General features: G+C 66.4%; 26 protein-coding genes. 13 read left to right on the plus strand and 13 right to left on the minus strand.

Annotation, left to right across the window (positions count from 1 at the left end; genetic code table 11):
* Positions 1–80: 80 nt before the first annotated feature.
* From AC56LG_RS04700 to rsmB, 7 genes are all read right to left on the minus strand, one after another.
* Positions 81–857: a class II glutamine amidotransferase gene (locus AC56LG_RS04700; RefSeq protein ID WP_497164952.1), complete on the minus strand. Its 777-nt coding sequence runs from the start codon at positions 855–857 to the stop codon at positions 81–83.
* A gap of 140 nt (positions 858–997) precedes the next feature.
* The gene (locus tag AC56LG_RS04705; protein WP_192053224.1) at positions 998–1,255 is read right to left on the minus strand and encodes a BTH_I0359 family protein; all 258 of its coding nucleotides are present in this window, start codon (positions 1,253–1,255) and stop codon (positions 998–1,000) included.
* 95 nt (positions 1,256–1,350) lie between these two features.
* Complete coding sequence (locus AC56LG_RS04710; RefSeq protein WP_497164953.1) at positions 1,351–1,794, minus strand: GTPase; 444 nt, start codon at positions 1,792–1,794, stop codon at positions 1,351–1,353.
* 7 nt (positions 1,795–1,801) lie between these two features.
* Entirely contained in the window at positions 1,802–2,524 is a 723-nt protein-coding gene (locus AC56LG_RS04715) for a response regulator (protein ID WP_497164954.1), read from the minus strand.
* 72 nt (positions 2,525–2,596) lie between these two features.
* Complete coding sequence (locus AC56LG_RS04720) at positions 2,597–4,897, minus strand: sensor histidine kinase (protein WP_497164955.1); 2,301 nt, start codon at positions 4,895–4,897, stop codon at positions 2,597–2,599.
* A 3-nt stretch (positions 4,898–4,900) separates the two neighbouring features.
* Positions 4,901–5,464 carry a DUF4390 domain-containing protein gene (locus AC56LG_RS04725; protein WP_497164956.1) on the minus strand — a complete coding sequence of 188 codons (564 nt, stop codon included), beginning with the start codon at positions 5,462–5,464 and terminating at the stop codon, positions 4,901–4,903.
* A 75-nt stretch (positions 5,465–5,539) separates the two neighbouring features.
* A complete protein-coding gene (rsmB, locus tag AC56LG_RS04730; RefSeq protein WP_497164957.1) occupies positions 5,540–7,075 on the minus strand; it encodes a 16S rRNA (cytosine(967)-C(5))-methyltransferase RsmB in 1,536 nt (511 codons plus the stop codon).
* Between the two features lie 178 nt (positions 7,076–7,253).
* Between rsmB and argS the strand changes: the two genes are divergently transcribed.
* Genes argS through AC56LG_RS04765 form a run of 7 tightly spaced genes read left to right on the plus strand, consistent with a single transcriptional unit; the run spans position 7,254 to position 13,542 of the window.
* A complete protein-coding gene (argS, locus tag AC56LG_RS04735; protein ID WP_497164958.1) occupies positions 7,254–9,032 on the plus strand; it encodes an arginine--tRNA ligase in 1,779 nt (592 codons plus the stop codon).
* A gap of 20 nt (positions 9,033–9,052) precedes the next feature.
* Complete coding sequence (locus tag AC56LG_RS04740; protein WP_497164959.1) at positions 9,053–9,751, plus strand: SPOR domain-containing protein; 699 nt, start codon at positions 9,053–9,055, stop codon at positions 9,749–9,751.
* A 35-nt stretch (positions 9,752–9,786) separates the two neighbouring features.
* A complete protein-coding gene (locus tag AC56LG_RS04745) occupies positions 9,787–10,476 on the plus strand; it encodes a thiol:disulfide interchange protein DsbA/DsbL (RefSeq protein WP_497164960.1) in 690 nt (229 codons plus the stop codon).
* The gene (locus AC56LG_RS04750) at positions 10,473–11,264 is read left to right on the plus strand and encodes an SDR family oxidoreductase (RefSeq protein WP_497164961.1); all 792 of its coding nucleotides are present in this window, start codon (positions 10,473–10,475) and stop codon (positions 11,262–11,264) included. Before AC56LG_RS04745 ends, AC56LG_RS04750 begins: the two co-directional genes overlap by 4 nt.
* Entirely contained in the window at positions 11,261–12,028 is a 768-nt protein-coding gene (locus AC56LG_RS04755; protein WP_497164962.1) for a biotin--[acetyl-CoA-carboxylase] ligase, read from the plus strand. The genes AC56LG_RS04750 and AC56LG_RS04755 overlap by 4 nt, the downstream gene beginning before the upstream one ends.
* Positions 12,029–12,802 carry a type III pantothenate kinase gene (locus AC56LG_RS04760; protein ID WP_497164963.1) on the plus strand — a complete coding sequence of 258 codons (774 nt, stop codon included), beginning with the start codon at positions 12,029–12,031 and terminating at the stop codon, positions 12,800–12,802. It abuts the gene before it with no gap.
* Positions 12,796–13,542, plus strand: coding sequence for an SPOR domain-containing protein (locus tag AC56LG_RS04765; RefSeq protein ID WP_497164964.1), 747 nt, complete (start codon positions 12,796–12,798; stop codon positions 13,540–13,542). Before AC56LG_RS04760 ends, AC56LG_RS04765 begins: the two co-directional genes overlap by 7 nt.
* A 176-nt stretch (positions 13,543–13,718) precedes the next feature.
* Here the strand turns inward: AC56LG_RS04765 and AC56LG_RS04770 are convergent, their stop codons facing one another.
* From AC56LG_RS04770 to AC56LG_RS04795, 6 genes are all read right to left on the minus strand, one after another.
* Entirely contained in the window at positions 13,719–14,729 is a 1,011-nt protein-coding gene (locus tag AC56LG_RS04770; RefSeq protein ID WP_497164965.1) for a septal ring lytic transglycosylase RlpA family protein, read from the minus strand.
* Between the two features lie 63 nt (positions 14,730–14,792).
* A complete protein-coding gene (gene rodA / locus AC56LG_RS04775; protein ID WP_497164966.1) occupies positions 14,793–15,908 on the minus strand; it encodes a rod shape-determining protein RodA in 1,116 nt (371 codons plus the stop codon).
* A gap of 3 nt (positions 15,909–15,911) precedes the next feature.
* The gene (gene mrdA, locus AC56LG_RS04780) at positions 15,912–17,924 is read right to left on the minus strand and encodes a penicillin-binding protein 2 (RefSeq protein WP_497164967.1); all 2,013 of its coding nucleotides are present in this window, start codon (positions 17,922–17,924) and stop codon (positions 15,912–15,914) included.
* A 30-nt stretch (positions 17,925–17,954) separates the two neighbouring features.
* Positions 17,955–18,470: a rod shape-determining protein MreD gene (gene mreD / locus AC56LG_RS04785; RefSeq protein ID WP_497164968.1), complete on the minus strand. Its 516-nt coding sequence runs from the start codon at positions 18,468–18,470 to the stop codon at positions 17,955–17,957.
* Positions 18,470–19,657: a rod shape-determining protein MreC gene (gene mreC, locus AC56LG_RS04790; RefSeq protein ID WP_497164969.1), complete on the minus strand. Its 1,188-nt coding sequence runs from the start codon at positions 19,655–19,657 to the stop codon at positions 18,470–18,472. The genes mreD and mreC overlap by 1 nt, the downstream gene beginning before the upstream one ends.
* A 159-nt stretch (positions 19,658–19,816) precedes the next feature.
* The gene (locus AC56LG_RS04795) at positions 19,817–20,860 is read right to left on the minus strand and encodes a rod shape-determining protein (RefSeq protein ID WP_192053190.1); all 1,044 of its coding nucleotides are present in this window, start codon (positions 20,858–20,860) and stop codon (positions 19,817–19,819) included.
* Positions 20,861–21,232: 372 nt separating this feature from the next.
* On the opposite strand from AC56LG_RS04795, the gene gatC reads away from it, so the two are divergent.
* From gatC to AC56LG_RS04825, 6 genes are all read left to right on the plus strand, one after another.
* Positions 21,233–21,535: an Asp-tRNA(Asn)/Glu-tRNA(Gln) amidotransferase subunit GatC gene (gene gatC, locus AC56LG_RS04800; protein WP_497164970.1), complete on the plus strand. Its 303-nt coding sequence runs from the start codon at positions 21,233–21,235 to the stop codon at positions 21,533–21,535.
* A gap of 62 nt (positions 21,536–21,597) precedes the next feature.
* Positions 21,598–23,073 carry an Asp-tRNA(Asn)/Glu-tRNA(Gln) amidotransferase subunit GatA gene (gene gatA, locus AC56LG_RS04805; RefSeq protein WP_497164971.1) on the plus strand — a complete coding sequence of 492 codons (1,476 nt, stop codon included), beginning with the start codon at positions 21,598–21,600 and terminating at the stop codon, positions 23,071–23,073.
* Between the two features lie 32 nt (positions 23,074–23,105).
* Positions 23,106–24,566: an Asp-tRNA(Asn)/Glu-tRNA(Gln) amidotransferase subunit GatB gene (gene gatB, locus AC56LG_RS04810; protein ID WP_497164972.1), complete on the plus strand. Its 1,461-nt coding sequence runs from the start codon at positions 23,106–23,108 to the stop codon at positions 24,564–24,566.
* A gap of 222 nt (positions 24,567–24,788) precedes the next feature.
* Positions 24,789–25,412, plus strand: a complete 624-nt coding sequence (locus tag AC56LG_RS04815; protein ID WP_497164973.1) for a CDP-alcohol phosphatidyltransferase family protein — start codon at positions 24,789–24,791, stop codon at positions 25,410–25,412.
* Positions 25,409–26,017, plus strand: a complete 609-nt coding sequence (locus AC56LG_RS04820) for a lysophospholipid acyltransferase family protein (RefSeq protein WP_497164974.1) — start codon at positions 25,409–25,411, stop codon at positions 26,015–26,017. Before AC56LG_RS04815 ends, AC56LG_RS04820 begins: the two co-directional genes overlap by 4 nt.
* A gap of 10 nt (positions 26,018–26,027) precedes the next feature.
* Positions 26,028–26,960: a phosphatidate cytidylyltransferase gene (locus tag AC56LG_RS04825; protein WP_497164975.1), complete on the plus strand. Its 933-nt coding sequence runs from the start codon at positions 26,028–26,030 to the stop codon at positions 26,958–26,960.
* Positions 26,961–26,962: the final 2 nt, after the last annotated feature.

Below are 26,962 nucleotides of genomic sequence, written 5' to 3' on the forward strand. Positions count from 1 at the left end.
TTCAAGCCGCCCACTCTACTCCATTCTCGGCAACTAGTGGCTTTGGGGCATCGTTTTATGGTTAAAAAGATGCCCGTAGGCTACAAATCAGCCGGAATCGGTGCGCCGTCCAGGAATACCAGCATCTCCCCGGGCGCGAAGGTGGTCCAGGTCTCATCCGTCGTCAACGGTTCGGTGACGATGATGGCAACCCGGTCCTTGGGTGTGGTGACCTGCGAAAAATCGACCGACAAGTCTTCGTCGGACAGGCGCGCGGTAACGAACGGATGCTGGCGCACGATGTAGCTGAGCTTGGTTGAGCAGTGCGCGAACAGGGCCGTGCCGTCGGAGAGCAGCATGTTGAAGGTACCGTAGGCGGACACCGCGCGCACCAGTTCGCCCAGCGCGGCGCGCAAGGCGGGCAGCTTCGGCGCCGTGTCGCCGAAACGGCGCCGCAATTCCTGCAGCAGGAAGCAAAAGGCCTGTTCGCTGTCGGTGGTGCCGACCGGGCGGAAGGCGCCGTCGAGATGCGGCGTGAATTCCTTGAGGTCGCCGTTATGGGCGAAGACCCAGTAGCGGCCCCACAGTTCGCGCACGAAGGGATGACAGTTTTCGAGCGCAACCTGCCCTTGCGTGGCCTTGCGGATATGGGCGATGACGTTGGTCGACTTGATCGGATAGCGCTTGATCAGTTCGGCGATCGGCGAAGCGATCGCGGCCTGGTGGTCGACGAAATGGCGCACGCCGGCGCCTTCGAAAAAGGCGATGCCCCAGCCGTCGTGATGGGTATCGGTGCGGCCGCCGCGGTGGGCGAAGCCGGTAAAGGAAAACACAATGTCGGTGGGGACATTGCAGTTCATTGCGAGGAGTTGGCACATGGCGAAGAGCTTACCATGTTGCCGGAGTGTAGCGCGGGATGGGGCAGACCCAGGGCGGACGCGGCGCCGGCTAGTGCGGCGCCTGCATCCCGTTATGTCCCTGGCCGTCTATAGGTGATCCTCCAGCGTATTGGGCGAGCTTAATGCAGCACCACCGGCTGGTTCATCATCGTGTCGTAGGAGCCAAGGAAGTCGTCGATTTCTTCCATGGTGGGCTCGCTGGCAATGAGGTTGTTGACGTCGCGGCGGAACGATTGCGCCAGTTTGCCGCCGATGAACGCTTCGCGGCGGCCGGCTTTGTCGACGATCTCGTAACCGCCGAAGCGCAGGGCTTCGAGGTCGCGATCGACGCCAAATTCGACCACGCTGTACTGTTCGCTGTTGTAGATCATGTTCATGGTGACTCCTTCTCTCAATCAGAGTGATTGCCTGTCGCGCGGCGGCGGGCAACAGGCTTTAACTTAGTGAAGAGGTGGGGCTCGCGCGACCAATTTCAAGAGTGCAGGTCGGGCAGCAAAGCCAACAGCTGATCGTATGGTGCACTGCTCAACCATGATCGCAACTGGTCCAGGTGCGTCGTGTCGGCAATCCCGATGAAGAGACGGGCCGGACGCTGACGTAGCAGACGATTCAATGTAACACGCATCACCAGATTTCCTGCGCAGCACAGGCAACCGGGCGCGATGCGCGAAATCACGAGTTGGTCGGATGCTTCCAGCATGATATTGCCGTCCGGGAGGCCCTCCAGGATGACGGCAGCCCCATCGCTACGGGGCGTAGCGGGGTGCTTGATGGCGGCGGCGATGGCCGCTTCGCGCGCTGTTGCAGTGGGTCCGGTGACAAGCACCGTAGGAATCGGATGACGCAAAGAGGAGCCGGATGCGAAGGTGCCAGCAGGGTCCGCCGGCCTGCGGGCCGCCGGATCGCTACCGCTCATCTGCCCTTCATCCGCCCCGCTTGCCGAGCTTGCCCGGCTCGACGCCGAGCTGCTTCAGTTTGCGGTACAGGTGGGTGCGCTCGAGGCCGGTCTTTTCGGCCACGCGCGTCATGCTGCCGCCTTCGCGGCCGAGATGGTGTTCGAAGTACATGCGTTCGAAGGCATCGCGCGCTTCGCGCAGCGGCAGGTCGAACGAGAGCGTATAGCCTTGCGTTTCGCCATGGCCGATCACGCCCACGCGCGCGCCGTTCAACGGCGCCGGCACGGGTTGGGCCGCATACATCGGGTTGCTCACGGGCGGCGCTTCGACCACCGGCGCCGGCATGGGCGGACGCGGCGGCGGCACCGGCGCGCGCGCCACTTCCTGGGCGCGGGTCAGGCCCTGCTGCACGGCTTTGAGCAGCTTTTGCAGGGCGATCGGCTTTTCGAGGAAATTCAGGGCGCCGATGCGGGTCGCCTCGACGGCGGTATCGATGGTGGCGTGGCCCGACATCATGATGACCGGCATGGTGAGCAGGCCATCGCGTTGCCACTCCTTGAGCAGGGTGACGCCGTCGGTATCGGGCATCCAGATATCGAGCAGGACCAGGTCGGGTGCGCCGGCGGCACGTGCTTCGCGTGCCTGCTGCGCGTTCTCGGCCAGTGTGATTGCGTGGCCTTCGTCTCCCAGAATTTCCGAGAGCAGCTCGCGGATGCCCATTTCATCATCAACTACGAGTATGTTTGCCATCGTTGCCTTCCGTCTCCACCCGCGTTAAACAGTGCGTTTCAGTTGTAATCGAGCCATGATTCTATGCCTCTTTTACACTTCGGCCAAGTTCGCCTCTTGTGCTAACTTTAACAGCAAAATGAATACCGACGCGCCACTTCCGTCCGGACGGTTCTGAACGTCGATGCGGCCACCGTGTTCATCGATGATCTTTTTCACCATCGGCAGGCCGAGGCCGGTGCCGCGCGCCTTCGAGGTCACGTAGGGTTCGAACGCGCGCGCCAGGATCTTGGGCGCGAAACCGGGGCCGTTGTCGAGGATCGCCAGGCGCACGGCCTCGCCCGCGGTGCCGTCGGCGCCGGTGTAGCGGATGATCTCGGTGGCGACGTCGATGCGCGGCGCCTGTGCGCCCGGACCGTGGTCGCTCAAGGCGTCCTGGGCGTTCTGCAGCAGGTTGTGGATCACCTGGCGCAATTGCGTCGGGTCGCCCATCACGCGCGGCAGGTTCGGCGCCAGCGTCGCATGGATGATGTCGGAGGCGTCCTCGGCCAGGTACAAGGTGAGGATTTCCTCGATCAGGCCGTTCAGGTCGAGCGGTTCGAGTACCGCCGGCGGCGTGCGCGCATAGTCGCGGAAGTCGTCGACCATGCGCTTCATGGCGTCGACCTGGTTGACGATGGTGGTGGTGGCGCGCGCCAGCAGCGCCGCATCGAGCGCTTCCAGTTTGCCTTCCAGCTTCATCTGCAGGCGTTCGGCCGACAGCTGGATCGGCGTGAGCGGGTTCTTGATTTCGTGCGCCAGGCGCCGCGCGACTTCGCCCCAGGCCACCGAGCGCTGCGCCGAGATCACGTCGGAGATATCGTCGAACACGACGATGAAGCCGCTGCCCACGCCTACCGGCAGGCGCGAGCCGCGCGCCAGCAAGGTGGTGTCGTGGTCCTCTCCGGGATCGCGGCGCGGGATCTCGATTTCCTGCTGCCAGTGGGTGCGCTGGCGCGCGGTACCGGCGGCCGACTGCGCGCTCTGGGTCGAGAACGCGCGCGTGACGGTGGCGGCGAAATTCTCCAGGCCCTCGATTTTCGACAGCGGCCCGTTCAGGTTGCACTGCTCCATCTGCAGGATGCGGCAGGCGGCCTCGTTCGAATTGACGACGGTACCGTCGGCGTCCAGCACCAGCACGCCGGCCGACATGTTGGCCAGCACCGATTCGAGGTGGGCCTTGGCGCTTTGCAGCGCGGCGCGGTTGCGTTCGACCGCGCTCCTCGCTTCGAACAGTTGGCCGGTCATGGCATTGAAGGACTGCGTCAGCGTGCCCAGTTCGTCGGTGGTCTCGACGATCGGGCGCGGCGACAGGTCGCCCTCGGCCACCGCCTGCGTGCCTTCGGCCAGCACCAGCAGCGGCTGGGCCAGGTTCCCGGCGATCAGGACTGCGCTGCCGATGGCGCCGAAGATCGCCAGCAGCAGGGTCAGGATCAGGGTGCCGATATACATCCGCTTCAGGCCCTCGCGCGCCACCGAGCGCTGCTGGTATTCGCTGAAGGCGCTGCGCAGCACCTCGGCATTCGTGGCCAGGTTGACCGGCACCGTCTGCATCAGTTGCAGGTAGCGCGGCGCCACGCCGGGCGGCTCGGGCACGGCCATCACCACGCGCAGGCGCAGGCCGGTGGCGGCGTCGAGCGCGGTGGAGCTGGCGCCGTTACCCGTGCCGTTTCCTGTGTTTTCGCGGAAGTCGAGTTCGATGCCGCCCTCGGCGCGCGCATAACCGCCGGGCATCGCGGCCTGGCGCACCATCTGCGGGTTCGGCAGGTCGGCGGTCAGGTCGGCGCGCCGGTCTTCGCTGGCGCTGGCCACCAGCTTGCCGCCGGCGTCGAGCAGGAGCGCGCTTTGCATGCCGTCGGTGTTCGCCACCAGCTGCGACAGCGCCAGCTGGGCGCCGGCGTCGTCCTGGCCGGACAGGGTCGCGGCCACCGTCTGGCTCTTTGCCGACAGTTCGGCCAGCGACTCGTCGAGCGCGGCGTGGCCGAGGTTCAGGCCCGATTGCAGGGCCGATTCGATTTTCACGTCGAACCAGGATTCGATCGAATGCGAGGCGAACTGCACCGACACCATGAAGATGACCAGGCCCGGCAGGATGCCGATGCCGGCGAACAGCAGCACCAGTCTGGCCATCAGGCGCGAGCCGAAGCGCCTGGCCTTATAGCGCGAATACAGGCGCCCGAGGGCGACCACGACCAGCACCAGCAGCAGGAACGCGATCGTCACGTTCAGGTTGAGCAGCCAGGTGTAATAGGGTCCGAGGAAGCCGGAGCTGTCGGATGCCGAGGCAAGCAGGAACAACAGGATCGAAACGACCGCGCCGCCGACGACCAGCGCATAGCGTATGGCCTGGTTCACGCCTTACTCCGCACGGTAGGTGAAGGTCTTTCTGTTGGACGCGAGGTTCCAGTCCGAGTTGCTGAGCGCATTGACCTGCAGCGGCTTTTGCAGCAGGTCGCGGTTCATGTACATGCGCAGGGTAACTTCATAGCTTTCGCCGGATTTCAATGCGCTTTTCGGAGCGATCACCCAGCGCCCCGGGCGCCGGATCTGGAACATCGCCTCATCCAAAGTCTGGAAGGTTTGCTGGACGCTGCCGCCGGTCGAGACATAGTACTGGCGCAGCAGCACGTCGTAGGAGATGCTGACCGTGCGCTTGGAAGACACGGCGCGGTCGTCGCGCCAGTACCAGCGTGGCCGCGTCAGTTCGATTTCGGTCGTGAAGTAGAGCTTGACGCCGTGCTGCAGGGCTTCTTCCAGGTCGCGGTTCAGGTCGAACGAATAATTGGCGCCGAGCCGGTAGCCTTCGTCGCTTGCCTCGATTCGCGCCAGCGTGATGTCGATCCCGTCGGCCGCCTGCACCGTTGCGCACGCGAAGACCAGCAGCAGCTGGCAGGCGAGGAGGCGGAAAAATCGTGAAGTCACAAGGGGCCGGAACCTAAGTAAATTGAGCGATGATGCGTTGCGCGAATTGTGCGGGAACGACACTGTACGGGACGTCTACGCTCTCTTCTGGAACAGGGCGTAGAACAGGCCGTCGTGATCGAGCCCGGCGCCGCTCGAGGGAAGCAGCTGCCCCGGCGCATCAAGGCGGATGGCGTCATCGTGGCGCGCCGCGAACGCGGCCGCTTGTGCCTCCGATTCCTGGGGCCAGAGCGAACATGTCACAAACAGCAATTTACCATCGGCCCGCAGCATCTGCCAAAGATTGTCGAGTATCCCCCCGGAAAGTGTTGTAAGTTGGCGCGTGTCGGTCTTGCGGCGCAGCCAGCGAATGTCCGGATGGCGCCGTACGATGCCCGAGGCCGTGCACGGCACGTCGGCCAGGATGCGGTCGTATTGACGGCCATCCCACCAGCCTTGCGTCTGCGCTTCGGCCGCCACCAGGGTGGCTTCGAAGCCGAGCCGGCCGAGGTTGTCGCCCACGCGCGCCAGGCGCTGCGGGTCGGCGTCGACCGAGGTCAGCTCGACCTGCGCCACCTCGAGGATGTGGCCGCTCTTGCCGCCCGGCGCGGCGCAGGCGTCGAGCACGCGCTGACCGTCGTGCAGATCCAGCAGGGGCGCCGCCAGCTGGGCGCCGGCATCCTGCACCGACACCAGGCCGTCGTGGAAACCGGGGATCTGCGCCACGTTGGTCGCCTGCTTCAGGCGCAGCGCTTGCGGGCCGACCACGTCGGCCGCCATGCCGGCCTCGTCCAGCAGGCGCAGGTAATCCTCGAGCGAAGTCTTGCGGGTATTCACGCGCAGCGTCAGCGGCGGCTGGCGGTTGCCGGCCGCGAGGATGGCTTCCCAGTCGCGCGGGTAGGCCGCTTTGGTGGCGTCGATCCACCATTGCGGATAGTTCCATTGCGCCAGCGGCTGCTGCAGCGCCGTCGCCACCAGCGTGTCGCGTTCGCGCAGGAAGCGGCGCAGCACCGCGTTCACCATCGCCTTGGCGTGGGCGAAATCGGGGTGGTGTGCCGCCGCCGTGACCGCCTGGTCGACGACCGTGAACGGTTCATAGGCCGCCCTTTCGCCTTCGGGCGGATCGAGCAGCACCAGCGCGCACTCGATCAGGCCGACCAGCATCGGCACGTCCGGCGCCTTGGTCGTCATCAGGCCGAGCAGCGTTTCGGCGCGCCCGAGTCCGCGCATCGTGCGGTAGGCCAGATCCTGGATCGCACCGCGGCCCTGCGGCGTAACGCCATACGCGGCGAACACCTGCGCCAGCGCCTGCGGCAGCGCGGTGCCGGCGCGTACCTGGGCGACGGCGCTGGCCGCGCCCAGCATGGCCAGCGCCAGCGAGTCGGCCGGCAGGTCCGGGCGGAAGTCTTGCTGGAACTGGGGCTTGACTTCGTAGGCCGGGCGCGCCGCCGGGGCCGGCCTTGGCGCCGGCTTCGCTACAGGTTTCGGCGCCGGCTTCGGCGCCGGCTGCCCGGCTGCCTGCGGCCGCGCGTACTGGGCGGCTGGATTGCCGGCGGGCCGGACCGCGGGTTTGGGCGCCTGGGCGCTGGCGGCCTTGGGCTTGATGGAGAGCGTGCGGCGCTTGTCGGTCATGATGGCGGGTCGGTACGGAGAAAGAGCGCATTGTACCGACTCTGTCTTTGGTCGAGCTTAAACAGCGCCTCTGCCGAACCGCCATGCGGTATTCGGCGTTGCGGCAAACCAGTATAATGAACCTCTGATATGCCGTGGCCGTGCCACCGCCTCACCGAACTCATTGACCGCCTACACTATGCTCGCCCAACAAAAACAAGAGATCGTCGCCCTCTTCCAGGCCGCCCTTGCGCCGATCGTCGCCGGTACCGATCTGACGCCGACGCAGCAAAAGCCGAATATCGTCCTGGAGCGTCCGCGCGATCCGAGCCACGGCGACGTCGCCTGCAATATCGCCATGCAACTGGCCAAGCCCTTGAAGACCAATCCGCGCGAACTGGCCACGCGCCTGGTCGCGGCCCTGCTGGCCGACCCGAACGCGGCGGGCCTGGTCGAAGCGGCCGACGTCGCCGGTCCCGGCTTCATCAACCTGCGCGTCGCCGCCGGCGCCAAGCAATCGGTGGTGCGCACCATCCTGCAACAGGGCGCGGCGTTCGGACGCGGCGAATCCGGCAAGGGCCACCACGCGATCATCGAATTCGTCTCGGCCAACCCGACCGGCCCGCTGCACGTCGGCCACGGGCGCCAGGCGGCGCTGGGCGACGCCTTGTCGTCGCTGTTCGAAGCGCAGGGCCATGAAGTCACGCGCGAGTTCTACTACAACGACGCCGGCGTGCAGATCGCCACGCTGGCCAACTCGGTGCAGGCGCGCGCACGCGGCTTCAAGCCGGGCGACGCAGAATGGCCCGAGTCGGCCTACAACGGCGACTACATCGCCGACATCGCCGCCGACTTCCTGGCCGGACAAACCGTGTCCGCCAGCGACGGCGAACCGGCCACCGCCAGCGGCAACGCCGACGACATCGAATCGATCCGCCGCTTCGCGGTCGCCTACCTGCGCAACGAGCAGGACCAGGATTTGCAGGCGTTCGGCGTCAAGTTCGACAATTACTATCTCGAGTCTTCGCTGTACGCCGACGGCAAGGTCGAACAGGCCGTGCAAGCCCTGGTCGACGCCGGCGTCACCTACGAGCAGGACGGCGCGCTGTGGCTGAAGACCACCGATTACGGCGACGACAAGGACCGCGTGATGCGCAAGTCCGACGGCACCTATACGTATTTCGTGCCGGACGTGGCCTACCACGTTCAAAAATTCCGCCGCGGCTTCGACCAGGCCATCAACATCCAGGGCAGCGACCACCACGGGACGATCGCGCGCGTGCGCGCTGGCCTGCAGGCGGTCAACATCGGCATCCCGCAGGGCTATCCCGACTATGTGCTGCACAAGATGGTCACCGTCATGAAGGACGGCGAAGAAGTCAAAATCTCCAAGCGCGCCGGTTCCTACGTGACGGTGCGCGACCTGATCGAATGGTCGGGCAATGGCGACATCACCCGTGGCCGCGATGCGGTGCGCTTCTTCCTCATCTCGCGCAAGGCCGACACCGAGTTCGTGTTCGACGTCGACGTCGCCCTGAAAACCTCGGACGAAAACCCCGTCTATTACGTGCAGTACGCCCATGCGCGCATCTGCTCGGCGCTGGCCAACTGGGGCGGCGACGAAGCGGCGCTGGCGAACGTCGACCTGGCCGCCTTGACCACGCCGCACGAAGCCAGCCTGCTGTCGAAGCTGGCCGCCTATCCGGAAGTGCTGCAGCGCGCCCAGGCCGAACTCGGCCCGCACCAGGTCGCCTTCTACCTGCGCGAACTGGCCGGTGAACTGCACAGCTATTATTTCGCGCACAAGTGGCTGCTCGACGACGACGAGGCTTTGAAGCTGGCGCGCCTGGCCCTGGCCACCGCCACGCGCCAGGTGCTGCGCAACGGCCTGGCCCTGATCGGCGTCTCGGCGCCGAACAAGATGGAACGCGCGCCGGCCGAAGCGCAGGATGCAACACAAGCCGCTCCAGAAGCGTAACTCCCCTAGCACAAGCGACCATGACCGCATCCCTTCGTCTCCCTTCGCGCCAGCGCGGCAGCACCCTGACCGGCATCATCATCGGCCTGATCATCGGCCTGGGCATCGCCGTCGTGGTCGCGCTGATGATCACCAAGGGCGCCTCGCCCTTCACCGACCGTTCGAACAAGATGGGCCGTCCGGCCGACCTCGAGCCGAGCCTGGCGAACGACCCGAACAAGCCGATGTACGGCAACCGCGACGCCGCGCGCGAAGCGGCAAAACAGCTGGCCGAGCGCGAAGCGAAAAAGGCGGCGGCCGCCGCAGCCCCGCCACCACCGGCGCCGGCTGCCGCGACCGACGCCGATCCGCTCGGCCAGGCAATCGCCGGCATGACCGCCGCCAGCGAACCGAAACCGGCCGCGCCGGCGGCACCGGCACCGGCGGCAGCGCCCGCGGGCGCGCCTGCCGCACCGGCTGCACAAACCGCCGGTGGCGACGACAAGTACATCTATTACCTGCAGGCGGGCGCCTTCCGCGAAATGTCGGACGCCGAGAACACCCGCGCCAAGCTGGCCCTGCTCGGCTTCGAAGCGGCGATCACCGACCGCGCCAGCGACAGCGGTACCCTGCACCGCGTACGCCTGGGCCCGTTCAGCCAGGTGGAAGCCGTGAACAAGGCGCGTGCCAAACTGCTCGACAGCGGCATCGACGTCGCCATCGTCCGCAATCAGAAGTAACCCCGCAGTTACCCTCAACCCACAAGGAAAACTCGATGCAACTGCTTCGCCGTGCAATCTGTGCCGCTGCCCTGCTGACCCTGGGCGGCATCGTCTCCGCCGCACCCGCCGCTCCGAAAGAAGGCGTGCACTACAAGGTGCTGCCGCAAAAGATGGACACCCCGGCCGGCAAGCAGGTCGAAGTCATCGAGTTCTTCGCTTACTCCTGCCCGCACTGCAACGTGTTCGAGCCGGTGCTGGCTGCATGGGTGAAAAAACAGGGCGACAACATCGCCTTCAAGCGCGTCCACGTGGCCGCCGGCCAGCGCGCTTTGCCGCAACTGCGCCTGTTCGCCACGCTCGAAGCGCTCGGCCTGACCGAGCAGTACCACAGCAAGGTGTTCGCCGCCATGCACCAGCAGGGCGTGCGCTTCACCGACGACGACGAAGTAGTCGAGTGGGCGGCCAAGGCCGGCATCGACCGTACCCGCTTCACGGACGCCTACCGTTCGATGGGCGTGCAGTCGCGCGTGCGCCGCGCCGCCGCCATGATGAACGACTACAAGGTCGACCACTGGCCATTCGTCGCCGTCGACGGCCGCTTCGTCACTTCGCCATCGATGGCGAACCCGGACGAATCGCACAACCATGGCGCGCAGTCCGAACTGGAACAGCAGCAGGTCGCCCTGCAGGTAATGGACGCATTGGTGGAGAAAGCCAAAGCGGCTAAAGCGGACAAGAAATGACCGCGGCCGCTGGAGCCGACCGGGTCTTCATCACCGGCGCCTCGAGCGGCATCGGCGCGGCGCTGGCGCGCGAATACGCGGCGCGCGGCGCCACCGTCGGCCTGGTGGCGCGGCGCGGCGAGGTGCTTGCCGCGCTAGTGTCGTCCCTGCCCCACCCCGAACGCCACCGCAGCTATGCGCTCGACGTGCGCGACCATGCGGCGCTGGCGGCGGCCGCGCGCGACTTCCTGCACACTGCCGGCGGCGCCGACATCGTCATCGCCTGCGCCGGCATCTCGCACGGTACCCTCACCGAGCGCCCTGAAGACCTGGCCGTGTTCGAGTCCGTCTTCGCCACCAACGTCGGCGCCACCGTCGCCACCTTCGCGCCCTTCATCGCGCCGATGAAGGCGCAAACCGGCAGGCGCCGCCTGGTGGCGATCGGCAGCGTCGCCGGCGTGCGCGGCATGCGCGGCGCCGGCGCGTATTGCGCTTCCAAGGCCGCGGTGCACACCTACTGCGAATCGCTGCGCCTCGAACTACAATCCTCCGGCATTCGCGTCGTGACCATCGCGCCCGGCTATATCGATACTCCCATGACCCGCAACAATCCTTTTCCGATGCCCTTCCTGATGCCGGCCGAGCGCTTCGCCGCCAGCGCGGTGCGCGCGATCGCGCGCGGCGCCAGCTACCGCGTGCTGCCCTGGCAGATGGGCGTCGCCGCCAAGCTGCTGCGCGCGCTGCCGAACGTCGTGTTCGACCTGCTGTTTGCAAAGGCGCCGACGAAACCGCGCAAGGAGGCCGCATGAACGGCGCCGCGATCGTCGCGCTGTCCGGCGCCGGTATCGACGTCGAAGTGGTCGAGGAAACCGGCTCGACCAACGCCGACCTGCTGGCGCGCGCCGCCTCCTTGCAGGCGCCGCTGCTGCTGGTCGCCCGCAACCAGACCGCCGGGCGCGGACGCGCGGGCCGTAGCTGGCTGTCGTCGAGCGCAGGTTCGCTCACCTTTTCGCTGGCCTGGCGTTTCGAAGGCGGCCTGCCGCGCCTGACCGGTTTGCCGCTGGCGGTCGGCGTCGCCCTCGCCGAAACGCTCGACGGCCTCGGCGTGCAGGTCGGGCTGAAATGGCCGAACGACGTGCTGCGCGACGGTGACAAGCTGGCCGGCATCCTGATCGAGACGCAGGCGGCGCCGCAGGGTGGCGTCTGGGCCGTGATCGGCATCGGCCTGAACCTGGTGATGCCGGACGAACTCGAAGCGCAGATCGGGCGCAGCGTGGCCTCGCTGCCCTGGCTGGCGCGAATGGACCGCAATGCCCTGCTGGCCGCGCTGCTGGACGGCCTGGCCGGCGCCTTGGGCGAATTCGAGCGCGCTGGCTTTGCCGCCTTCGCCGCGCGCTGGAACCGGCGCCATGCCTGGCAGGGCGAACTGGTGACCGTCCTCGACGGCGGCACCGTGCTGCATGAAGGCAGCGCCGCCGGCGTCGACGATGCCGGCCGCCTGCTGCTCGACACGGGCGAGGGCCGCATCGCCGTGCTGGCCGGCGACGTGTCGCTGCGCGTGAAGGGTCTGTAAATGCTGCTGCTGATCGATGCCGGCAATACGCGCGTGAAATGGGCACTGGCGGCGCCCGGCGCCGCCGCCGGCGAGTGGCATACGCATGGCGCCGCCCTGCACGCCGACCTCGACGCCGCGGCGGCCGCCTGGCACGGCCAGGGCGTCACCCATGCGCTGGTCTCGAACGTGGCCGGCGCCGCCCTGCGCGAGCGCCTGGCCGCCCTGCTCGCGCCGATCGCCACCGAATGGTTCGCCTCGAGTGCGCAGCGCGCGGGACTGGTCAACGGCTACCGCGAACCGGAGCGGCTGGGCTGCGACCGCTTCGCCGCCGCCATCGGCGCGCGCGCGCTGGCGCCAGGTCAGGCGCTGGTGGTCGCCACGGCCGGCACCGCGACCACGGTCGATGCGGTATCAAGCGAGGGCCGCTTCGTCGGCGGCATGATCCTGCCCGGCCTGGCCCTGATGGCCGGCGCGCTGGCGAAGAACACGGCCCAGCTGCCGCAGGCGACGCCGGGCGCCGCGCCGCCGCCGCAGTTCGCCGACAATACGAACGACGCCATCGTCTCCGGCTGCCTGTCGGCCCAGGCCGGCGCGATCGAGCGCGCGGTCGATGCACACGGTGCGGCACACGATGCGGCCCACGGCGGCGTACTGTGCATCCTGTCGGGTGGCGCCGCGCCGTATATCGCGCCGGCGCTCACCTGTGCGCACCGCCTGGTCGATAATATCGTGCTGGTCGGGCTGCACGCGGTGGCCCTGGCCGCAACGCGAATGGGGGACAGCACTTGTTGAGATTCGTATTCTGGGCTTTGTTGTGCGCGAACGCGCTGCTGTTCGCGTATGGACGCGGCTTCCTGGGTAGTCCGGACGGCGACGTGCGCGAGCCGGCGCGCTTGCGCAACCAGCTGGCCGCCGACAAGCTGGTGCTGCTGAGCGGCGCCGAGGCGCAGGCGCTCGCGGATGCGGCCACCACTGCTGCCGCCGCCGAGGCAGCCACCGACACCACCGCCGCGGCCGAAGTACCCGCTGAACCCGAACTGGCACCAGCAGCGGCCCCAGCCTCGCCCGCCGTACCCTGTGTCGAGACCGACGCCTTTACCGCCTTCGACGCGCGCCGCTTCGAAACGCGCCTGGCCGCCCTCGACCTGGGCGCCCGCCAGACCCGTCTGACGGTGCCGTTCCAGGAAGTGAGCAGCTACATGGTCTACCTGCCGCCGCAGGGCGGCAAGGAAGGCGCGGACCGCCGCACGGCCGATTTGCGCGAGCGCGGCGTCACCAATTCCTTTGTGATGCAGGGCGACTCGCCCTTGCGCTGGGCGATTTCGCTGGGCGTGTTCAAGACCGAGGCGGCGGCGCGCAGCGAGCAGGCGCGGCTGGCGAAACAGGGCGTCGCCAACGTGCGCATCCTGCCGCGCGGGCCGCAGTCACAGCGCTTCGCGTACCGCTTCCGGAACATCGACACGTCGATCCGCGGCCGGATCGTCGAGGCCGGGCGCGGGATGGCGGCGGCGGTTTTACACATCTGCCGTTGAACCGTAGGGTGGGCACTTGTGCCCACGCGGCCTCACGGGTGGATGCCATGCGGCTTCCGCTCGAACCACGTACGGCGCATCACCACGGTTTGCGAGATCGATAGCAAGCTTGGATCAAGCGCCGTACCGCGTGGGCACAAGTGCCCACCCTACGTTACGCCACTGCCGCAGATCCTCTAGCGCTTTACCACGATCGGCTTCAACCCCAACGCCGACGGCAGCGCCCGCGCCGCCTGCTGCGCCTCGGCGCGCGACCCGAACGGGCCGCCGTACAGCCGGTGCACGCTGCCCGCCGGCGCCACTTCCAGGTTGCCGATGGCGACGCCGGCGTCGGCCAGCTGGCGGCTCATTTCCCGGGCCTTGTCGGCGCGGCTGTAGGCGCCCAGCTGCAGGTAAAAGCCGGACACCGCGTTCGAGGTCGCCAGTCCCTGGCGTGCAGGCAGCGCCTGCACCGCGGCCGCGCTGTCGGACTGCACGCGGTCTTCCAGCATCAGCGCGGCGATGTCCGGCGGCGGCGGCGTGACGTTCAGCGACTGTGCCGGCGCCGCGGGAGCCGCAGGTGTCAGTGCCTGCGCCAGCGAGGTCGCGGCGCGGCGCAGCGTGGCCAGGCGGCTCGGATCCTCCGGGAACAGGCGTTCGAGTTCGACTTCGTGGCTGCCCTTGCCCAGCAGGCCGAGTTTCAATGCTGCCGTGTACGAGACGTCGACGATGCGGCTGGCGTGGAACGGGCCGCGGTCGTTGATGCGCACCACCACCGAATTGCCGGTGGCGACGCTGGTGATGCGCACATAGGACGGGATCGGCAGCGTCGGATGCGCGGCCGTCATCTTGTACATGTCGTAGGGTTCGCCCGACGAGGTGCGCTGGCCGTGGAATTTCACGCCATACCAGCTGGCCACGCCGCGCTGGTTGAACGGTTCCTCGTGCAGGATCGGATTGTAGGTCTGGCCGAAGACGGAATACGGGCGGTTCGCCCATTTCGCATACGGCTCGGCGCGCACGATGGCGTCAGGCACCAGTTCCAGGCCGGGCGGGATGTTCAGCCCCGGGCCGTCGTCCTTGTAGTAGCCGCCGCGACCGGAGCCGGCCGCCGGCAGCGCCACGTCGCCATGCTTGGCGGTGATTTTATGGTTCCAGGGCAGCGGGGCCAGCTTTTTATGTTCGCCGGTCGATCCGCATCCGGTCAACAATGCCGCTAAGGCAATGACCGCTGGGAGTAGTCTCGGAGCGGTCATCGCATCCTCCTCCTATCAGGTCTGCACCAGTTTCCGGTGACGTTGTATGCTCATCAATATACCAGCGCCGAGGCCGAGCGTGATGAACGCGGTACCGCCATAGCTCATGAAAGGAAGCGGAACTCCCACGACAGGCAGGATCCCGCTCACCATTCCCATGTTGACAAAGGCATACGTAAAGAAAATCATCGTGATCGCGCCGGCCAGCAGGCGCGAAAACATGTTCGGGGCGTTCGCGGCAATCATCGCGCCGCGCCCGATCAGTAATAGATAGATTACCAAAAGAAATAGGTTCCCGACCAGCCCAAATTCTTCCGAATACACGGAGAACACGAAGTCGGTCGTCTGTTCGGGTACGAATTCGAGCTGTACTTGCGTGCCCTGGTGGTATCCCTTGCCGGTCACGCCGCCGGAACCGATTGCGATCACGGACTGGATGATGTGGAAGCCTTTGCCCAGCGGATCGGAGGTCGGGTCGATCAGCGTCATGACGCGTTCGCGCTGGTAATCGTGCAGCATCGACCAGGCGACCGGCATGCCGGCCGCGGCCGCGATCGCGAGTCCGACCAGCACCTTCCACGACAGGCCGGCCAGGAAGATGACGTAGAAGCCGGAGGCGCCGACCAGCAGCGCGGTACCGAGGTCGGGCTGTTTCGCGATCAGGGCGAACGGAATCAGCAGCAGCACGCCGGCCACCAGGAAGGATTTCCAGTCCCCGACCTTGGCGCGCTGCTGGAAGTACCAGGCGATCATCAGCGGCGTGGCGATCTTCATGATTTCGGACGGCTGGATGTCGACGCCGACGTGTAGCCAGCGCCGCGCGCCCTTCTTGATGATGCCGAACATGGCCACCGCGATCAGCAGGGTGACGCCGAAGGTATAGATCGGCACCGCCAGGCGCATCAGGGTCTGCGGCGGAATCAGCGAGGCCACCCACATGATGCCGAAGGCGAGGATGAAGTTGCGCATCTGCGCCTCGAGCCGGCCGGGGAATTCGGTACCGGCCGACGACATGGTGATGACGCTGGTGGTGGCGAGCATGAACAGGATCATCGCCAGCGGCCAGTCGAAGACGGTGAAATACGGCTTGAGCCGGCGGCTCAGGGAGCGCCGCTCCGGATAATAGGCCATGGCTTACTCCTTGGTGATGACGGGCGCCGTCAGTGCGGGCGACCCGGCGACCGGCACGGTGGCGGGCGCAGCCGGCGCGACGGTCGCGCGCGCAGGCGCCGCGGCGGTGCCGGCGACGACGGTCTTCTTGCCGGCGCGGTCGTCGACCTTCGGTGGCGTCGGCCGTTTGCCGAGCAGGTAATAGTCAAGTGCTTTTCTCGCGATCGGCGCCGCCGAGGCCGCGCCGAAGCCGGCGTTCTCGACCACCAGCGCAATCGCGATGGTCGGCCTGTCGGCCGGCGCGAACGCGGTGTAGAGCGCATTGTCGCGGTGCCGCTCGTCGATCGCATGCGCGTTGTACTTCTGCCCTTTCAGGCCGATCACCTGCGCCGTGCCGGTCTTGCCGCCGGAAATATAGCCGGCATTGGCAAAGGCGCGGCGGCCGGTGCCGTAGGCTTCCTGGGTCACGCCCACCATCGCGCTCTTGATGAAGTCGATGTTGGCCTGCTTGAGCGGGATGCGCCGGCTTTCCTTGGGCACCGTCAGCGTGCGCTCGCGCGTGGCGCCGTCTTCGATCAGCTTGACCAGGTGCGGCTTCATGACCACGCCGTTGTTGGCCAGGTTGGCCACCGCGTGCGCCAGCTGGATCATCGTGTAGTTGTTGAAACCCTGGCCGATCGAGACCGAGATGGTGTCGCCGCCGACCCATTTCTGGGCCGCGCGGTTGCGCTTGAAGCGGTTCGCCTTCCACTCTTTCGAGGGCAGCACGCCGGTCTTTTCGTGTTCGAGGTCGATCCCGGTCGGCACGCCGAAGCCGAACGGACGCATGAAGTCGGACAGACGGTCGATCCCCATCTCGTTGCCGAGCTGGTAGTAATACGTGTCGCAGGATTCGGCGATCGAGCGGTACATGTCGACGTAGCCGTGGCCGCCCGGCTTGTCGTCGTTGAAGCGGTGCCCGCCGAGCATGAAGAAGCCGGCGTCGCGGATCGCGTCCGACGGCTTGCGCAGTCCCAGTTCGAGCGCCGCCAGCGACATGAACGGTTTGAAGGTCGAGCCGGGTGGATAGGTGCCCGACAGCGGCCGGTTCATCAGCGGCTTGTCGAGCGAGGTATTCAGTTCGTTCCAGCTTTGCGTATCGATGCCGTCGACGAACAGGTTCGGATCGAAGCCCGGACGCGACACATAGGCGAGCACGTCGCCGGTGGCCGGTTCGATCGCGACAAAGGCGCCGCGCTGGTCGCCGAAGGCTTCCTCGACCACCTTTTGCAGTTCGATGTCGATCGACAGGATCAGGTTGCTGCCCGGGACCGGCGGACGGCGCGACAGCGTGCGGATCGCGCGCCCGCCCGCCGAACGCTCGACCTGTTCGTAGCCGGTGGTGCCGTGCAGGTAGCGCTCGTACTTCTTTTCCAGCCCTTCCTTGCCGATGTGGTCGGTGCCGTTGTAGTTGGCGGCGTCGTCGCTCTCGGCCAGGGCGTCCGATTCGCGCTGGTTGATGCGGCCGATGTAGCCGACCACGTGCGAGGCGACTTCGCCCAGCGGATACTGGCGGAACAGGCGCGCCTGTACTTCCACGCCCGGAAAGCGGAAGCGCTGCGCTGTAAAACGCGCCACTTCGTCGTCGGTCAGGCGGGTGCGCAGCGGCACGCTGGCGAAGCTGCGCGACTCCTCCATCAGGCGCTTGAAACGCTTGCGGTCCTTCGGCTCGATGCTGACCAGCTTGGCCAGTTCGTCGATCACCGAATCCATGCTGGCCTGCAGTTTCGAGGGCGTGATCTCGAGCGTATAGGCCGAGTAGTTACGCGCCAGGACCACGCCGTTGCGGTCGACGATCAGGCCGCGGTTGGGCACGATCGGCACCAGCGCGATGCGGTTGTCCTCGGCCTGGGCGTGGTACTTGTCGTGCTGGACCACCTGCAGCCAGACGAAGCGCGCCACCAGGATGCCGAAGCAGACGAACACCAGTCCCAGCAGCACCGTCAGGCGCAGGCGGAAGTGGTGGATCTCGCGGTCACTGTCTTTAATTTCGGTCATCTACTTGCTGTACTCAGCGGCGGAGGCCTATCAAATCGGCCGGGTATGGTCGAGGTCGACCGCGCGGCGCTGGGGCGCCAGCAGCAGCCAGGTAATCAAGGGCCACAGGACGACGGCAACCGCGCTCTCGATGAAATGCGACCAGCCGGTAAACCGTCCGGTGGCGAAGAAATGCACGAAGGCCTGGATCGCCTGCGCCAGCAGCAGCAGCGGAAACACGTGCATGGCCTGGGTCAGCACCGGGAACCACAGCACGCGGCGGTGGATCATCGTCGCGACGTATGACAGCAGCGTATAGGCCAGCGCGTTCTCGCCCAGCAGCGTGGCGTCGTGCACGTCCATCAAGAGGCCCATGCCGAAGGCGACGCCGATGCCGACCTTGCGCGGCTGGTGGATGCCCCAGAAGACCAGCACCAGCGCCACGAAGTCGGGCGCGCCGATCCACTGGCCCCAGGGCAGCAGGTTGAGCATGAAGGCGCAGGTCAGGCTGAACGCGATGAACAGCGGGCTGACCGGCAGCAGGATGTAATTCGGTCGTGCGGACATCAAGCGCCCTCCTTGCGGGGTACCGGCGCAGCCGGTACGGTAACGGCGGCCGTGGGCGGCGTGGCCGGGCGCGCGGCGCGCGTTGTCGCCGGGGCCGCGGGCGGCGTGCCGGTTGCGGCCGGCGGATTCGCGGCCGGCGCAGCCGGTGCAGTGGTGGCTGGCGCATTCGGCGCCGGCTGCGCGCCGGCGCCGGTACCTGCGGGCGTATTGGCGCCCGGCTGCGTCGGCAAGCCCTGCGCCGGCAGCGGCGCGGCCGGCAGCGGTGGCGCCGGCACCGGGTCCATCTTCGGCAGGTTGCGGCGGCTGGCGCCGTGCGCGGGCGCCGCCGGCGCGGCCTCCGGACGCGGCGGGCGCGCTGCCGACGACATCACGATCAGGAGCTGGCGGTTGCGGTCGACGCCGCCGAGCGGCTGGCAGATGACGCGGCCAAAGGCGCCGGCCGCGACCTTCTCGACCTGCACCACCTTGGCCACGGCCAGGCCGGCCGGGTACATGCCGTCCAGGCCGGATGTGACGATCACGTCGCCGACCTGGATGTCGGCGTCGGGCGCGACGAAGCGCAGGTCGAGCAGGCCCGAGCGGCCGCGCCCATAGGCGATGCTGCGCAGGCCGGAACGCAGCACCTGCACCGGAATGGCTTGCTCCTTGTCGGTCAGCAGGGTGACTTCGGACGTGAACGGGAACACGCGCGTGACCTGGCCGATGACGCCGGCATTGTCGATCACCGGCAGGCCGAGCTGCACGCCGTTGCGCGAACCGCGGTCGAGCACGATGCGCCGGGTCGACGGGTCGCGTGCGTCGTAGAGGATTTCGCCCATGATCGATTGCACCGGCAGGTGCTCGCGCGCGTCGAGCAGGCGCCGCAGGTGGACGTTCTCGGCCATCTGGAGCTGGGCCTGCTGCATCGCCTGGGCTTGCGCCACCTGGTGGTTCTTGAGCTCGCGCACCTCTGCCTGCAGGCTCGAGAGCGAGGAAAAATAGCCGCCCATGCTGGCCACCGCATCGCGCGGCATGAGCGCGGCCATCTGCAGCGGATAGAGCACGGTGGCGGCCACCTGGCGCACGGTATTCAACACATGCATGCGCGCGTCGACCACCAGCAGCACCAGCGAGACCAGTGCGAACACCGTCACCTTCACCCGCGCGGGGGCGCCCTGTTTGAAAAGCGGCGGAGGACTGTAATCCATGAATTTCAATGTTGACGGCCGAACGAATCAGCCGCAGAAATCAGCGCAGGCAGGCGACCGGCATTGCACCGGTCGACTGCCCAGGGTCGTGCACCAGCGGGCTGTCGAGCATATGAAAAACCTTCAGGGCAAGCCATGCAGGTTTTTCACACGCTCGGCTTACTCGTACGAGAAGATCGAGCCCAGCTTGTCATTGTGATCCAGTGCCATGCCCGAACCGCGCACCACGCAGGTCAACGGGTCTTCGGCCACCAGCACCGGCAGGCCGGTTTCTTCCATCAGCAGGCGATCGAGGTCGCGCAGCAGTGCGCCGCCGCCGGTCAGCATCATGCCCTTTTCGGCGATGTCGGCGCCCAGTTCGGGGGGGGTCTGCTCGAGCGCGTTCTTCACCGCCGAAACGATGTTGTTGAGCGGGTCGGTCAGCGCTTCGAGGATCTCGTTGCTCGAGATCGTGAACGCGCGCGGGATGCCTTCGGACAGGTTGCGGCCCTTGACTTCCATCTCTTTCACTTCCGAACCCGGAAAGGCCGAACCGATGGCCTTCTTGATCGCTTCGGCGGTCTGTTCGCCGATCAACATGCCGTAGTTGCGGCGGATGTAGTTGACGATGGCTTCATCGAACTTGTCGCCGCCGACGCGCACCGAACCTTTATAGACCATGCCGCCCAGCGAGATGATGCCGACTTCGGTGGTGCCGCCGCCGATGTCGACCACCATCGAGCCGGTCGCATCCGATACCGGCAAGCCGGCGCCAAGCGCCGCGGCCATCGGCTCCTCGATCAGGTAGACCTGCGAGGCGCCGGCGCCGAGCGCCGATTCACGGATCGCGCGGCGCTCGACCTGGGTCGAACCGCAAGGCACGCAGATGATGATGCGCGGCGACGGACGGAAGAATTTCGAATCGTGCACCATGCGGATGAACTGCTTGAGCATTTCTTCGGTGACAGTGAAGTCGGCGATGACGCCATCCTTCATCGGGCGAATCGCCTCGATATTGCCCGGCACCTTGCCCAGCATCTGCTTGGCCTTCTTGCCGACCGCCTGGATCGTCTTCTTGCCGTTCGGACCGCCCTGCTGGCGGATCGCAACGACCGATGGCTCGTCCAGCACGATGCCCTGGCCGCGCACATAGATCAGCGTATTGGCGGTACCCAGGTCGATGGCCAGGTCGTTCGAAAAATAACTGCGTAAAGAACCAAACATGTATGTCCTGATGCGCGAAGCCGCGCCTAAACGAATTGATCGGGAATCCTCGCCGCGTCGGCCCTGCCTGCGCCCGGCGGTCTTGTGCTGTGTAGTGCCTGCGTCACGCAGGTACCGGCTGCAGTGGCCGCGCTCATTCGGCGCCGACCACGCATTAGCCCGCCATTCTACCTTATAATTTACCGATTATTTGCCCATTACACGCTGAATACAGAGGGTTTTACCCCCCAGTTCCCGAGCGAGATCGACGGTATTAGCAAGGTTTTATCGACCGTAGCACGCTGTTCAACAGCCCTGCTGCGGCGATTGCATTGTCATTCCGCTATCCCGCCCAACCCCATTTTTGAACGCGGCCCGCGCCGCCTTTTTGCCATGTCCCTGACTCTTTCAGACGTAAAACGGATCGCCAACCTGGCGCAGCTCGATATGGACGACGCCCACGCCGAGACCGCGCTGGGCGAATTGAACGGCATCTTCGCCCTGGCCGAACAGATGCAGGCGGTCGATACGAGCAGCGTCGCGCCCCTGTCGCACCCGCTGGCCGCGATCCTGTCGTCGCTACCGCTGCGTCTGCGCGAAGACGTGGTCACGGAAGAAAACCGCCGCGACGACTACCAGGCGCCCGCGCCGAAAGCCCAGGACGGCCTGTACCTGGTGCCGAAAGTGATCGAGTAAGCCGTCACTTCGCAATACCTTCGCCCGCCGCCCCGAACACGCATTCACGAGATTTAGGCACCATGCATAACAAGACCATCAAAGAACTGTCGGCGCTGCTGCATTCGAAGCAGGTGTCGAGCACCGAGCTGACCCAGCACTTCCTCGACCGCATCGCCGCGAGCGGACACAACGCCTTCCTGCACGTCGACCCGGCCCTGTCGCTGGCCCAGGCGGCCGCCGCCGACGTGCGCCTCGCCGAGGGCACGGCCGGCCCGCTGACCGGCGTGCCGATCGCCCATAAGGATATCTTCGTCACGCGCGGCTGGCGCACGACTGCCGGCTCGAAGATGCTGGCCAATTACGTCAGCCCGTTCGACGCCACCGTCGTCGATCGCTTCAATGCCGCCGGCATGGTCACGCTCGGCAAGGTCAATTGCGACGAATTCGCGATGGGCTCGGCCAACGAGAGCTCCGCCTTCGGCCCGGTAAAAAATCCGTGGGACGCGCTGGCGGTGCCGGGCGGCTCCTCGGGCGGCTCGGCCGCCGCGATCGCCGCGCGCCTGGCGCCGGCCGCGACCGCCACCGACACCGGCGGCTCGATCCGCCAGCCGGCCGCCTTCTGCGGCGTTACCGGCATCAAGCCGACCTACGGCCGCGTCTCGCGCTTCGGCATGATCGCCTTCGCCTCCTCGCTCGACCAGGGTGGCCCAATGGCGCAAACGGCCGAGGACTGCGCCCTGCTGCTGAACGAAATGGTCGGCCACGACGAGCGCGACTCGACCAGCCTGAGCCCCGAGCAGGGCAACCTGCACGAAGACTTTGCGCGCGACCTCGACAAGCCCCTGAATGGCTTGCGCATCGGCGTGCCGCAGGAATACTTCGGCGAAGGCCTGGCCGCCGACGTGGAAAGCGCCGTGCGCGCCGCGCTCGAGCAGTTCGTGAGGCTGGGCGCAACGCTGGTGGATATCTCCCTGCCGAAAACGGCGCTGTCGATCCCGACCTACTACATCATCGCCCCGGCGGAAGCGTCGTCGAACCTGTCGCGCTTCGACGGCGTGCGCTACGGCCACCGCGCCAGCGCGTACAAGGACCTGGCCGACATGTACAAGAAAACGCGCGCCGAAGGTTTCGGCCGCGAAGTCCAGCGCCGCATCATGGTCGGCACCTATGTGCTCTGCCATGGCTACTACGACGCCTATTACGTGCAAGCGCAAAAGATCCGCCGCCTGATCGCCGACGACTTCCAGGCAGCCTTTGCCGACAAGTGCGACGTGATCATGGGCCCGGTCGCGCCGACCGTCGCCTGGGATCTCGGCTCGAAAGCAAATGACCCGGTCGCCAATTATTTAGCCGACATCTTTACCCTGTCGACCAGCCTGGCCGGCCTGCCCGGCATGTCGATCCCGTGCGGCTTCGGCAGCGGCGAGAAGAACGACAAGCGTCCGGTCGGCCTGCAAATCATCGGCAATTATTTCGCCGAAGCGAAGCTGCTGAACGTCGCCCACCAGTACCAGCTGGCGACCGACTGGCACCAACGCGCCCCGGTCGGGGTCTAACGTCCACGCCCGAACAGAAAAGAGAGAACACCATGCAATGGGAAGTCGTCATCGGTCTTGAGAACCACGTCCAGCTCACGACCAATTCGAAAATCTTCAGCGGCAGCGCGATCCAGTTCGGCGCCGCGCCGAACACGCAGGCCAGCCCGGTCGACCTGGCGCTGCCGGGCGTGCTGCCCGTGATGAACAAGGGCGCCGTCGAGCGCGCGATCCGCTTCGGCCTGGCCGTGGGCGCGAAAATCGCTCCGCAATCCGTCTTCGCCCGCAAAAACTATTTTTATCCCGACCTGCCGAAGGGCTACCAGATCAGCCAGTTCGAAGATCCGGTGGTGCAAGGCGGCACGATCACCTTCGGCTACGAGAAGGACGGCAAGCTGGAGACGAAAACCGTCAACCTGACCCGCGCCCACCTCGAGGAAGATGCCGGTAAATCGCTGCACGAGGATTACGCCGGCATGACCGGCATCGACCTGAACCGCGCCGGCACGCCGCTGCTCGAGATCGTTTCCGAGCCGGAGATGCGCAGCGCGAACGAGGCGGTGGCTTATGCGAAAGCACTGCACGGCCTGGTGATGTGGCTCGGTGTCTGCGACGGCAACATGCAGGAAGGGTCGTTCCGCTGCGACGTCAACGTCTCGGTGCGCCCGCTCGGCCAGCAGGAATTCGGCACCCGCTGCGAGATCAAGAACCTGAACTCGTTCCGCTTCATGGAAGAAGCGATCCACTACGAAGTGCGGCGCCAGATCGAGCTGATCGAAGACGGCGGCAAGGTGCAGCAGGCCACGCGCCTGTGGGACCCGGACAAGAAGGAAACCCGCGCCATGCGCTCGAAAGAGGATGCGCAGGACTACCGCTACTTCCCCGACCCGGACCTGCCGCCCCTGACGATTTCGGAAGACTGGATCGAGCGCGTGCGCGCCGATATGCCGGAACTGCCGGAAGCCATGCGCCGTCGCTTCACCGGCGACTACGGCCTGCCTGAATACGACAGCCTGATCCTGACCTCGTCGCAGGCGATGGCCAACTACTACGAAGCCGTGGTGGCGAAAGCCGGCAAGGAAAACGCGAAAGCGATCGCCAACTGGATGATGGGCGACGTGTCGTCGACCCTGAACCGCGAAGGCGTCGAGATCACCGCCTCGCCGGTGGAAGCGTCGCAGCTGGCGCTGCTCATCAAGCGGATCGCCGACGGCACCATCTCGAACAAGGCCGGTAAAGAGGTGTTCGCGGCGATGTGGGAAGCGAAGTCGCTGGACGAAAACCTGGCCGACCTCGTGATCGAGCAAAAGGGCCTGAAGCAGATCTCGGACACGGGCGCGCTGGAAGCCATCGTCGACGAAGTGCTGGCGGCGAATGCGAAATCGGTCGAGCAGTACCGTGCCGGCAAGGAAGCGGCGATCAACGCGCTGATCGGCCAGACCATGAAGGCCTCGAAGGGCAAGGCGAATCCGGCACAGGTGACGGAGCTGCTGAAGAAGAAGCTGGCGGGCTGATACAGGCTGTCTCAGAAAAAACCGGAGCGTGCTCCGGTTTTTTTTCGTTCGTAGTGATACGTACCAGCTCCGATGTCGTGCTCGACGATCTCGAGGACACGTATTACCGCGTGGGCACGACCGCCCACCCCACAAAATGCATGCAATAAATGCATGCAATAAATGCATCATGTGCAATTTCTCTGTGGTAACATCAAGCGTGTTTTCCACGGAAACCCGACCATGACAAGCTCTTCCGAGTCAGACCGCCGGCCCCTGAAAGTGCGCGGCAACCTGCTGTTCCAGCGCATTGCCCGCGCGCTGGCGCAACTGGGCATCACCCCGAACCAGATCTCGGTTGCCAGCGTCGTGTTTGCCGCCTTCGGCGCCGCCAGCCTGCTGGCAGGCGGCTGGACTCTGATCGCGGCGGCCGCCTGCATCCAGCTGCGCCTGCTGTGCAACCTGTTCGACGGCATGGTCGCGGTCGAACACGGCAAGGCGACCGCGCTGGGCGCCGTCTACAACGAATTCCCCGACCGGATTGCCGATTCCCTGCTACTGGTCGCGGCCGGCTATGCGGTGGCCATGCCGAGCCTGGGCTGGCTGGCCGCGCTCGCCGCCGCGCTCACGGCGTATGTGCGCGTGTTCGGCGCCGCCTGCGGCCTGGGCCACGATTTCCGCGGTCCGATGGCCAAGCAGCAGCGCATGGCCGTGCTCACCGCCTGCTGCGTCGCGGCGCCCTTCCTGCCCTTCGGCACGCACACGCTGCTCGCCGGCCTGGCGCTGATCGCGGTCCTCAGCCTGCTGACCTGCGTCACCCGCACGCGCCACCTGTGCGCGCAGTTGAAGAAGGGGAACGCGCCATGAGCATCTTCCACATCCAGCGCGACGCCCTGCTCGGGCTGCAAAAGCTGATCATCGGCGGCAAGCCCTTTTTCGATGCGCAGCCGCCCGGCCAGTGCGTCTTCTTCTCGAACCATACCAGCCACCTCGACACCACCGGCCTGCTGGCCGCCCTGCCCGGCCCGCTACGCAACCGCACGCGTCCGGTCGCCGGCGCCGACTACTGGAACGCCTCGGCCCTGCGCCGCTACGTGGCCAGGCGCCTGCTGGACGTCGTCATGATCGACCGCAGCGCCGGTGGACGCGATGCGCTGGCGCCGCTTGAGGCCGCGCTCGACGCCGGCCATTCGCTGATCGTGTTCCCGGAAGGGACGCGCCTGCAGGCCGAGCTGCCGGGCCCTTTCAAATCCGGCCTGTACCACCTGACGAAAAGCAGGCCCACGCTGGCGCTGGTGCCGGTGTATCAGGAAAACCTGCACCGGGCGCTCCCCAAGGGCGCGCCCTTCCCGCTGCCGCTGCTGTGCCGCGCGCATTTCGGCGAGCCGATCTTCAACGACCAGGGCGAGGACAAGGACGTGTTCCTCGCGCGCGCCCACGCACGCGTGTGCCGGCTCGCCGGCACTTTTTGACGAGGTCCGCATGACACCCGAATTTCTCAAGACCGGCCAGATCCTGCTCGGCATCCTGATCCTCGCGTCGACCACCGGCTTCGCCCTGCACGTGAAATACGGCGGCGCCAACGAGACCGTGCGCAACATGAACATGCGGATCAAGGCCTGGTGGGCCATGGTCGCGGTGCTGTTCTCGGCGCTGGTGCTGGGCCGCTACGCGACCATCGTCGTGTTCGGCTTCGCCTCGCTGATGGCACTGCGCGAATTCCTCACCCTCACGCCCACCCGCAAGAGCGACTACTGGCCGCTGTTCATCGCCTTCTTCGTCGCCCTGCCGGGACAGTACTGGCTGCTGGTCGAAGAGTGGTACGGCCTGTTCGCCGTCTTCGTCCCGGTCTATATTTTTGCCCTGATCTCGGCGGCCAGCGCCCTGAGCCAGGACACCGAGGATTTTTTATCGCGTAACGCGCGCATCCTGTTCGCCGTGATGGTCTGCGTGTACGGCGTCAGCCACGCACCGGCCCTCCTGATGCTCGATATCCCCGGATTCGAAGGCCACAATGCCCAGTTGCTGTTCTTCTTCACCTTCATCGTGCAGATCAGCGACGTGCTGCAATACGTGTTCGGCAAGCTGTTCGGGCGCACCAGGCTGGCGCCCATCGTCAGCCCCTCCAAAACCTGGGAAGGCCTGCTCGGCGGCGGACTGGCCACGACCCTCATCGGCGGCCTGCTGCATTTCGTTACGCCCTTCGGCTTCGTGCAGGCGGCGGGCCTGGCCGCGCTGATCGTCGTCTGCGGCGCGCTGGGCGGCCTGGTGATGTCGGCGGTGAAGCGCTCGCTCGCGGCCAAGGACTGGGGCACGGGCATCGCCGGCCATGGCGGCTACATGGACCGCCTCGACTCGCTGGGTTTCGCGGCGCCGGTGTTCTTTCATATCGTGCGCTGGATCTGGACGCCGTGACT

This window comes from Telluria sp. ZB2R32, assembly GCF_059685715.1.

Bases quoted from the DNA above. Each gene is read 5' to 3' on its own strand.
- AC56LG_RS04740 (WP_497164959.1), top strand. From the start codon at position 9,053: ATGACCGCATCCCTTCGTCTCCCTTCGCGCCAGCGCGGCAGCACCCTG.
- gatB (WP_497164972.1), top strand. From the start codon at position 23,106: ATGCAATGGGAAGTCGTCATCGGTCTTGAGAACCACGTCCAGCTCACG.
- AC56LG_RS04705 (WP_192053224.1), bottom strand. From the start codon at position 1,255: ATGAACATGATCTACAACAGCGAACAGTACAGCGTGGTCGAATTTGGC.
- AC56LG_RS04745 (WP_497164960.1), top strand. From the start codon at position 9,787: ATGCAACTGCTTCGCCGTGCAATCTGTGCCGCTGCCCTGCTGACCCTG.
- gatA (WP_497164971.1), top strand. From the start codon at position 21,598: ATGCATAACAAGACCATCAAAGAACTGTCGGCGCTGCTGCATTCGAAG.
- AC56LG_RS04825 (WP_497164975.1), top strand. From the start codon at position 26,028: ATGACACCCGAATTTCTCAAGACCGGCCAGATCCTGCTCGGCATCCTG.
- rsmB (WP_497164957.1), bottom strand. From the start codon at position 7,075: ATGACCGACAAGCGCCGCACGCTCTCCATCAAGCCCAAGGCCGCCAGC.
- gatC (WP_497164970.1), top strand. From the start codon at position 21,233: ATGTCCCTGACTCTTTCAGACGTAAAACGGATCGCCAACCTGGCGCAG.
- AC56LG_RS04715 (WP_497164954.1), bottom strand. From the start codon at position 2,524: ATGGCAAACATACTCGTAGTTGATGATGAAATGGGCATCCGCGAGCTG.
- AC56LG_RS04795 (WP_192053190.1), bottom strand. From the start codon at position 20,860: ATGTTTGGTTCTTTACGCAGTTATTTTTCGAACGACCTGGCCATCGAC.
- mreD (WP_497164968.1), bottom strand. From the start codon at position 18,470: ATGTCCGCACGACCGAATTACATCCTGCTGCCGGTCAGCCCGCTGTTC.
- mrdA (WP_497164967.1), bottom strand. From the start codon at position 17,924: ATGACCGAAATTAAAGACAGTGACCGCGAGATCCACCACTTCCGCCTG.
- argS (WP_497164958.1), top strand. From the start codon at position 7,254: ATGCTCGCCCAACAAAAACAAGAGATCGTCGCCCTCTTCCAGGCCGCC.
- AC56LG_RS04760 (WP_497164963.1), top strand. From the start codon at position 12,029: ATGCTGCTGCTGATCGATGCCGGCAATACGCGCGTGAAATGGGCACTG.
- AC56LG_RS04710 (WP_497164953.1), bottom strand. From the start codon at position 1,794: ATGAGCGGTAGCGATCCGGCGGCCCGCAGGCCGGCGGACCCTGCTGGC.
- rodA (WP_497164966.1), bottom strand. From the start codon at position 15,908: ATGGCCTATTATCCGGAGCGGCGCTCCCTGAGCCGCCGGCTCAAGCCG.
- AC56LG_RS04755 (WP_497164962.1), top strand. From the start codon at position 11,261: ATGAACGGCGCCGCGATCGTCGCGCTGTCCGGCGCCGGTATCGACGTC.
- AC56LG_RS04815 (WP_497164973.1), top strand. From the start codon at position 24,789: ATGACAAGCTCTTCCGAGTCAGACCGCCGGCCCCTGAAAGTGCGCGGC.
- AC56LG_RS04700 (WP_497164952.1), bottom strand. From the start codon at position 857: ATGTGCCAACTCCTCGCAATGAACTGCAATGTCCCCACCGACATTGTG.
- AC56LG_RS04750 (WP_497164961.1), top strand. From the start codon at position 10,473: ATGACCGCGGCCGCTGGAGCCGACCGGGTCTTCATCACCGGCGCCTCG.
- mreC (WP_497164969.1), bottom strand. From the start codon at position 19,657: ATGGATTACAGTCCTCCGCCGCTTTTCAAACAGGGCGCCCCCGCGCGG.
- AC56LG_RS04820 (WP_497164974.1), top strand. From the start codon at position 25,409: ATGAGCATCTTCCACATCCAGCGCGACGCCCTGCTCGGGCTGCAAAAG.